Below are 326 nucleotides of genomic sequence, written 5' to 3'. Positions count from 1 at the left end.
CCAGGCCGCGCAGCAGGGCGGGCAGCGCCCCGGACCGCGCCTGTACGCGCAGTGCGGCCAGGTCGAGACCCACCGGCACCAGCAGCGCCGTGTCGAGCCGGAGGGCTTGGTCGAACAGTTCGAGCCCGAGTTCGGACGGCAGCGGGCGGCCGCCCATCTGCTTCAGCCGGGCGAGGTCGGTCTCGTCCAGGTCGCCGGTCATGCCGGTGGCGTCCGCCCACAGGCCCCAGGCGAGGGAGTGGGCGGGCAGCCCGGCCGCGTGCCGCAGGTGGGCGAGCGCGTCGAGGGCGGCGTTGGCGGCGGCGTAGTTGGCCTGGCCCGGGCTG

The 326-nt window shown here is 77.0% G+C and carries 1 protein-coding gene; it reads right to left on the bottom strand.

Annotated elements, in window-relative coordinates; all coding sequences use genetic code 11:
• Positions 1 to 326: KR domain-containing protein (locus tag RKE29_RS30665; protein ID WP_312008940.1), on the bottom strand; the 326-nt coding region annotated here is incomplete at both ends.

The organism is Streptomyces sp. B1866, assembly GCF_031932565.1.
GTDB lineage: Bacteria > Actinomycetota > Actinomycetes > Streptomycetales > Streptomycetaceae > Streptomyces.
The sequence above is the reverse complement of the archived record's forward strand: the minus strand, read 5'-3'. Positions and strand labels throughout refer to the sequence as shown.